Genomic DNA, 5,946 nt, shown 5'->3' on the forward strand with positions numbered 1-5,946 from the left:
CCGAACTGGCCGGCGGCGATCCCGAACGGCTGGCCCGCCACGAGGCGCGTCTCGTCGACGCCGCCGCCCGTCTGACCGAGCAGATGCTGCGCTGGGGCGTCACGCCCAGCGCCCCCGCCTACGATCCCACGATCGTCTCCCGCCGCGTCGCCGCCCTGGGCGAGCTGACCCGCCTGATCACCGCCGCGGCCGACCGCCCGGCGAGCGCCTGACGAGGACCCGATGGCAGATTCCCTTCGCGCCCGGGTGGGCCGCATCGTCAGCGGCGGGGCTCACGCCCTGATCGACGCCCTGGAAGAGGTCATGCCCGACGCGCTGGGCCAGCAGGCCCTGCGCGAGGTCGACCAGGCCGTCGACGAGGTGCGCGCCGAGCTCGGCCGCGCCATCGCCGCCCGTCACCTGGCCGCCAAGCGCCTGACCGAACAGTCCAGCCGCCACGACGACCTGTCGGCCCAGATCGAACTGGCCCTCTCTCAGGACCGCGAGGACCTGGTCCGCGCCGCCCTCGAACACCAGCTGGACATCGAGGCCCAGGTGCCGGTTCTGGAGACCGCCGTCGCCGACGCCGCCCAGCGCCAGGCCGAGCTGGAAGGCTATCTGGCCGCCCTGCAGGCCACCCGCCGCGAGATGGCCGAGGACCTGACCGACCTGTCGGCCGCCCGCGCCAAGGCCCCCAAGCCGCCGACCGACGGCGAACTGGCCCAGGGCGCCAAGCTCTCCGAACTTGAGCGCCTGACCCGCCGCCACCGGGTGGAGGAGCGCCTGGCCGCCCTCCGCGCCGCCAGGCAGGAGGGCTGACCGCGATGTGGAGCTTCCTCGCCGCCGACGGCAACACCCTGTTCCTGGCGGCCCTGCTGCTGATGCTGCTGATCGGCGCGGTCGAGGCCGCCGGCCTGGGCGCGGGCCTGGGCCATGACGGTCTCGATGGGCACGACCTGGATCACCCCTCGCTGCTGGGCTGGCTGAACGTCGGCCGCCTGCCGCTCTTGATGATCATCGTCGTCTTCCTGTTCGCCTTCGGGACGCTCGGCCTGGTGCTGCAACAGCTGATCGCCGGGGTGTTCAAACACCCCGCCCCGATCTGGATCGCCGGACCGCTGGCCGGCGCCGTCGCCCTGCCCTTCACCCGGGTGCTGGGGCGCCTCTTGGCCCGCATCCTGCCCGGCGACGAGACCACCGCCGTCTCGCGCGAGACCCTGGTCGGCCGCGTCGCCACGATCGTCACCGGCCAGGCCAAGGTCGGCTCGCCGGCCCAGGCCCGGGTGCGCGACGCCCATGGCCAGGCCCACTACGTGATGGTCGAGCCCGACGAGGACGGCGAGACCTTCGACCAGGGGACCAGCGTCATCATCGTCCGCAACGCCGGGGCCCGGTTCCTGGCCATCCGCAACGAAAGCGACGCCCTGCGCGAGCGCTGATCCCTTCCTCCCTTTTTCGCTTATCCAAACTTCGGGGGTTACCCACATGCCTGCCTTGATCGAAATCGGCGTCATCGCCGGCGGCAGCCTGCTCGGCCTGCTGATCCTGGGCCTGATCCTGGCCCGCCTCTACAAGCGCGCCTCCAAGGAGACGTCCTTCGTCCGCACCGGCTTCGGCGGCGAGAAGGTGGTGATGAACGGCGGGGCGCTGATCCTGCCGGTGTTCCACGAGACCATCCCCGTCAACATGAACACCCTGCGCCTGGCCGTGGCCCGCAGCGCCGAGCAGGCCCTGATCACCAAGGACCGCATGCGCGTCGACGTGCTGGCCGAGTTCTACGTGCGGGTGCAGCCCAGCGCCGAGGCCATCGCCAGCGCCGCCCAGACGCTTGGCCAGCGCACCATGCATCCCGAGCAGTTGAAGGACCTGGTCGAGGGCAAGTTCGTCGACGCCCTGCGCTCGGTGGCCGCCGAGCTGACCATGACCGAACTGCACGAGCAGCGCACCCACTTCGTCCAGAAGGTGCAGCAGGTGTCGTCGGAAGACCTGCTGAAGAACGGCCTGGAGCTTGAGACCGTGTCGCTGACCGGCCTCGACCAGACCGCCATGGAATACTTCAACCCCTCGAACGCCTTCGACGCCGAGGGCCTGACGCGGCTGACCGAGGAGATCGAGCTGCGCAAGAAGCTGCGCAACGACATCGAGCAGGACACCCAGGTGCAGATCCGCACCAAGAACCTCGAGGCCCAGCGCCGCACGCTGGAGATCAGCCGCGACGAGGAATACGCCAAGCTCGAGCAGGAGCGCGAGCTGGCCATCCGCCGCGCCGCCCAGGCCGCCGAGGTCTCGCAGAAGGAAGCCGAGAAGTCGCGCGAAGCCGAGGGCGCCAAGATCTCGGCCCAGCAGCAGATCGAGACCGCCAAGATCGAGGCCGACCGGGCCGTGGCTCAGCAGCGCATCGCCATGGAGCAGGAACTGGGCGAGCGCGAGATCGCCAAGGAACGCGCCGTCGAGACCCAGACCATCGAAAAGGCCAAGGCCATCGAGCTGTCCGAGCAGGACCGCGCCATCGCCGTGGCCGAGAAGTCCCGCGCCCAGTCCGAGGCCCAGGCCGACGCCGACAAGGCGCTGGCCCTCGCCGTCGCCGCCGAGGAACAGGTCAAGACCGTCCGCGAACGCGAAGCCGCCGACCGCCAGAAGATCATCGAGCTGATCGAGGCGACCAAGGAAGCCGAGCGCGAGGCCATCGCCGTCAAGGTGGCCGCCGAGGCCGAGAAGACCGCCGCCTCCGACCGGGCCGAGGCCCTGCGCGAGGAAGCCAAGGGCGCGGCCGACAAGACCCGCATCGGCGCCGAAGCCGAGGCCCAGGCGGTTCGCCTGGCCGCCGAGGCCGCCCGCGTCCGCTACGCCGTCGACGCCTCGGGTCAGGAGGCCCTGAACAAGGCCGCCAACCTGCTGTCGGCCGACCAGGTGGCCATGGCCATCCGCATCAAGCTGATCGAGAACCTCGACCGGATCATCGCCGAGTCCGTCAAGCCGCTGGAGGCCATCGACTCGATCCGCATCGTTCAGGTCGACGGCCTGAACGGCGCGACCGGCGGCGCGGCCAACGACTCCGGCGGCGGCTCGAACGGCGGCGGCAACCTCGCCGACCAGGTGGTCAGCGGCGCCCTGCGCTATCGGGCCCAGGCCCCGCTGCTCGACCAGCTGATGGCCGAGGTCGGCCTGAACGGCGGCGCCCTGTCGGGCCTGACCGCTCCTCTGTCCGAGACCCCGGCCCTGACGGCCGTGGTCGAGGAGGCTCCGGCGCCCCGTCGCGGCAGGAAGGCCAAGCCCGTCGCCATCGCCGCGCCGGTCGAGGCCGAAGAGGTCGAGGTGGAGGAAGAAGGGGACGAGGAGGCGTAAGGGCGCCTCTCCTACCCTCTCCCTAAATCGTCATCCCGGCCGAAGCGCAGCGAAGAGCCGGGACCCAGGGGCCGCCGCGATGCGCCGGCTACCGTGAGGGTGCCCTGTCAAAATGCAGCGTCCAGTCTCCTGGGTCCCGGATAAGCGCTACGCGCTTTCCGGGATGACAACCGGGGGACGTTGGCGGGAAGGTCGATCAAATCCGATTGTACGGATACCGGTCCCGGATCATCCGCTGGAAGAACCGCCCCTTCGAGCGCGACCGCGTGAAGGCGGCGGTCACCCGTTCGGGCACGCCGACATAGACGTACTCGTCGCCGTCGATGAAGGTGACGATCAGCTTGCCGTGTTCGGGCTCGTAGTCGATCGCTCGGATCGCGGTGGAATTCACGAGCATGCGCGAGACCTTTCCTGAGAAGGGTTCGGACGGGTGTCTTCGAAGCTGAAAGCGCATGGACGCGGCGGCCGGTTCCGCCTTGGCCATCACGGCTTTGAGCTTCAACCCTGAATACGCTTAAGCTCCCCCCGCGCGGGCTGCCTTGAGCCGCGTCAAAAGGGGGAAGAACACGCCATGCAAACCCACGCCCTGGTCGCCATCGTCACGCTGGCTGCCCTGATCTGCTACATCTGGATGATCCTGCGGGTGGGCGGCGCGCGTCGCCGCACCGGCATCCAGGCCCCGGCCATGACCGGCGATCCCGACCTCGAACGGCACGTGCGGGTGCAGGCCAACACCCTGGAATGGCTGCCGATCTTCCTGCCGTCGCTGTGGCTGTTCGCGATCTACTGGAACGACCTGTTCGCCGCCGCGGCGGGCGTCGTCTGGATCCTCGGCCGGATCATCTACGCGCTCAGCTACACGGCCGATCCCAAGAAGCGCGGCCTGGGCTTCGCCATCCAGGCCTTCACCACCTTCGTCCTGCTGCTGGGCGCGCTGGGGCGCGTGATCTGGGTGGCGGTTACGGTGGGGCTCTGACGGCGCGCCCTTAAAACCGACAAAGCTCGTCATCCCGGCCGCAGCGAAGCGGAGAGCCGGGACCCAGGGGCCGCCGCATTGCGCTTGCCGCCGATGGGGCGGTGAACCTGATCGCGGTGTCCAGCCCCCCTGGGTCCCGGCTCTGCGCGCTACGCGCTCCGGCCGGGATGACGAACTTTGTTTGGCCGAAGGAAATTGAGGGAAGCCTCCGCCTGGCCTATAGCCCCGCTCATGGTCCTGCCCGTCGATCCCGCCCGCTACAGCGCCTTCCTGGCGGCCATGTTCGTCATGGCCATCACGCCGGGTCCGGCCAACCTGTTCGCCATCGCCACCGGCATGGAGAAGGGCAAGGGCGCGGCGCTGCTGGGCGTGGTGGGGATGAACAGCGCCAGCCTGTGCTGGTTCGTGGCCGCGGCCCTGGGCCTGGGGGCGCTGATCGCCGCCTTTCCCGCCGCCTTCCACGTGCTGGCCCTGGCCGGCGCGGCCTATCTGGTCTGGCTGGGGATCAAGTCGATCATCGGCGCCCTGAAGCCGGTCAGCGGCGAGGGCGCGGCCCTGGCGGCGGTGCGCCCGCCCAGCGGCCGCTCGGCCTTCCGCGACGGCTTCACCGTGCAGATCGCCAATCCGAAGATCCTGGTGTTCTTCGCCGGCGTGCTGCCGCCGTTCATCGACATCCACCGCCCGCTGGTCCCGCAGCTGATCATGTTCGCCTGCGCCACCATCGGCATGGACCTGATCAGCATGAGCGCCTACGGCCTGGGCGGCGCGGCCCTGGCGACGCGGATGAACGAACCGGCCTTCCGCAAGGGTTTCGGCCTGTTGGTGGGGGCGCTGCTGATCGGCGCGGCCTGCCTGATCGTCCTGCGCGGATAGGGCCGCGGGTAAGCCCCTTTTTTCGCTTTTGGAAACGGATCGCCTTGGCGAAACCGTAAAGCTGCGCCATCCGTTACGGTACGGGAGTAACGAGTTGTCGCAAAGGAGCGCGCCATGTCCCAGAAAAAGGTCAAGTGGCTCGCGATCGCGGCGGTCGCCGCCGCGCTGAGCGCCTGCGCCACCGCCACCCCCTACCAGCCCGCCGCGCCCGGCCAGAAGGCCTCGGGCGGCTTTTCCGAACTCCGCCTCGAGGGCGACCGCTATCGCGTCACCTTCGCCGGCAACAGCCTGACCGGCCGCGAGACCGTCGAGCGCTACCTGCTCTATCGCGCCGCCGAGCTGACCGTGCAGCAGGGCTACGACTGGTTCGAGACGGCCGACCGCCGCACCGACCGCACGGCCCGCACCGTGATCGACGAGGATCCGTTCATGCGGCCGGGCTTCGGCTACGGCTATCCATACGGCGCCTGGCGTCCGTCCTGGCGCTACTACGGCCCCCGCTACGGCGGCTGGCGCGCCTGGGACCCGTTCTGGGGCGACCCCTTCTTCGCCAATCGCGCCGAGATCCGCACGATCGAGAAGTTCGAGGCCAGCGCCGAGATCGTCCTGCACAAGGGCGCCAAGCCCTCGGGCGACCCCCGCGCCTACGACGCCCGCGAGATCGTCAAGAACCTGGAGCCGAGCATTCAGCGCGCTCCGGCCGGCTGATCCCTTCCTTCTCCCCTTGCGGGAGAAGGTGTCGGCGATAGCCGACGGATGAGGGGTCTCTCAAA

7 protein-coding genes and 1 pseudogene are annotated in these 5,946 nt (G+C 69.8%); 7 read left to right on the plus strand and 1 reads right to left on the minus strand.

Translation table 11 applies throughout. From position 1 onward, the window contains the following. The 4 genes and pseudogenes from DMC18_RS15775 to DMC18_RS15790 form a co-directional block, all read left to right on the plus strand. Positions 1 to 212, plus strand: a pseudogene (locus DMC18_RS15775) (hypothetical protein); the annotation flags it as partial. Between the two features lie 10 nt (positions 213 to 222). Continuing rightward, positions 223 to 798: a PspA/IM30 family protein gene (locus DMC18_RS15780; protein ID WP_110119209.1), complete on the plus strand. Its 576-nt coding sequence runs from the start codon at positions 223 to 225 to the stop codon at positions 796 to 798. 5 nt (positions 799 to 803) lie between these two features. Then, positions 804 to 1,418, plus strand: a complete 615-nt coding sequence (locus DMC18_RS15785; protein WP_110119208.1) for a YqiJ family protein — start codon at positions 804 to 806, stop codon at positions 1,416 to 1,418. A 46-nt stretch (positions 1,419 to 1,464) separates the two neighbouring features. Next, positions 1,465 to 3,324: a flotillin domain-containing protein gene (locus DMC18_RS15790; protein WP_110119206.1), complete on the plus strand. Its 1,860-nt coding sequence runs from the start codon at positions 1,465 to 1,467 to the stop codon at positions 3,322 to 3,324. A 196-nt stretch (positions 3,325 to 3,520) separates the two neighbouring features. On the opposite strand, the gene DMC18_RS15795 is transcribed toward DMC18_RS15790, so the two are convergent. Next, positions 3,521 to 3,721 carry a KTSC domain-containing protein gene (locus DMC18_RS15795; RefSeq protein ID WP_110119204.1) on the minus strand — a complete coding sequence of 67 codons (201 nt, stop codon included), beginning with the start codon at positions 3,719 to 3,721 and terminating at the stop codon, positions 3,521 to 3,523. A 174-nt stretch (positions 3,722 to 3,895) separates the two neighbouring features. On the opposite strand from DMC18_RS15795, the gene DMC18_RS15800 reads away from it, so the two are divergent. The 3 genes from DMC18_RS15800 (at position 3,896) to DMC18_RS15810 (ending at position 5,881) form a co-directional block, all read left to right on the plus strand. Then, a complete protein-coding gene (locus DMC18_RS15800; RefSeq protein ID WP_110119202.1) occupies positions 3,896 to 4,300 on the plus strand; it encodes an MAPEG family protein in 405 nt (134 codons plus the stop codon). A 231-nt stretch (positions 4,301 to 4,531) separates the two neighbouring features. Next, on the plus strand, positions 4,532 to 5,173 hold the full coding sequence (locus DMC18_RS15805; protein ID WP_110119200.1) for a LysE family translocator: 642 nt from the start codon (positions 4,532 to 4,534) through the stop codon (positions 5,171 to 5,173). 114 nt (positions 5,174 to 5,287) lie between these two features. Beyond that, on the plus strand, positions 5,288 to 5,881 hold the full coding sequence (locus tag DMC18_RS15810) for a hypothetical protein (RefSeq protein WP_110119198.1): 594 nt from the start codon (positions 5,288 to 5,290) through the stop codon (positions 5,879 to 5,881). Positions 5,882 to 5,946 lie beyond the last annotated feature (65 nt).

The organism is Caulobacter sp. D5, assembly GCF_003185805.1.
In the GTDB taxonomy this organism is placed as follows: Bacteria; Pseudomonadota; Alphaproteobacteria; order Caulobacterales; family Caulobacteraceae; genus Caulobacter.

Excerpts from the sequence above, each read along its gene's own strand:
- DMC18_RS15780 (WP_110119209.1), top strand. The coding sequence starts at position 223 with ATGGCAGATTCCCTTCGCGCCCGGGTGGGCCGCATCGTCAGCGGCGGG.
- DMC18_RS15795 (WP_110119204.1), bottom strand. The coding sequence starts at position 3,721 with ATGCTCGTGAATTCCACCGCGATCCGAGCGATCGACTACGAGCCCGAA.
- DMC18_RS15800 (WP_110119202.1), top strand. The coding sequence starts at position 3,896 with ATGCAAACCCACGCCCTGGTCGCCATCGTCACGCTGGCTGCCCTGATC.
- DMC18_RS15810 (WP_110119198.1), top strand. The coding sequence starts at position 5,288 with ATGTCCCAGAAAAAGGTCAAGTGGCTCGCGATCGCGGCGGTCGCCGCC.
- DMC18_RS15805 (WP_110119200.1), top strand. The coding sequence starts at position 4,532 with ATGGTCCTGCCCGTCGATCCCGCCCGCTACAGCGCCTTCCTGGCGGCC.
- DMC18_RS15790 (WP_110119206.1), top strand. The coding sequence starts at position 1,465 with ATGCCTGCCTTGATCGAAATCGGCGTCATCGCCGGCGGCAGCCTGCTC.
- DMC18_RS15785 (WP_110119208.1), top strand. The coding sequence starts at position 804 with ATGTGGAGCTTCCTCGCCGCCGACGGCAACACCCTGTTCCTGGCGGCC.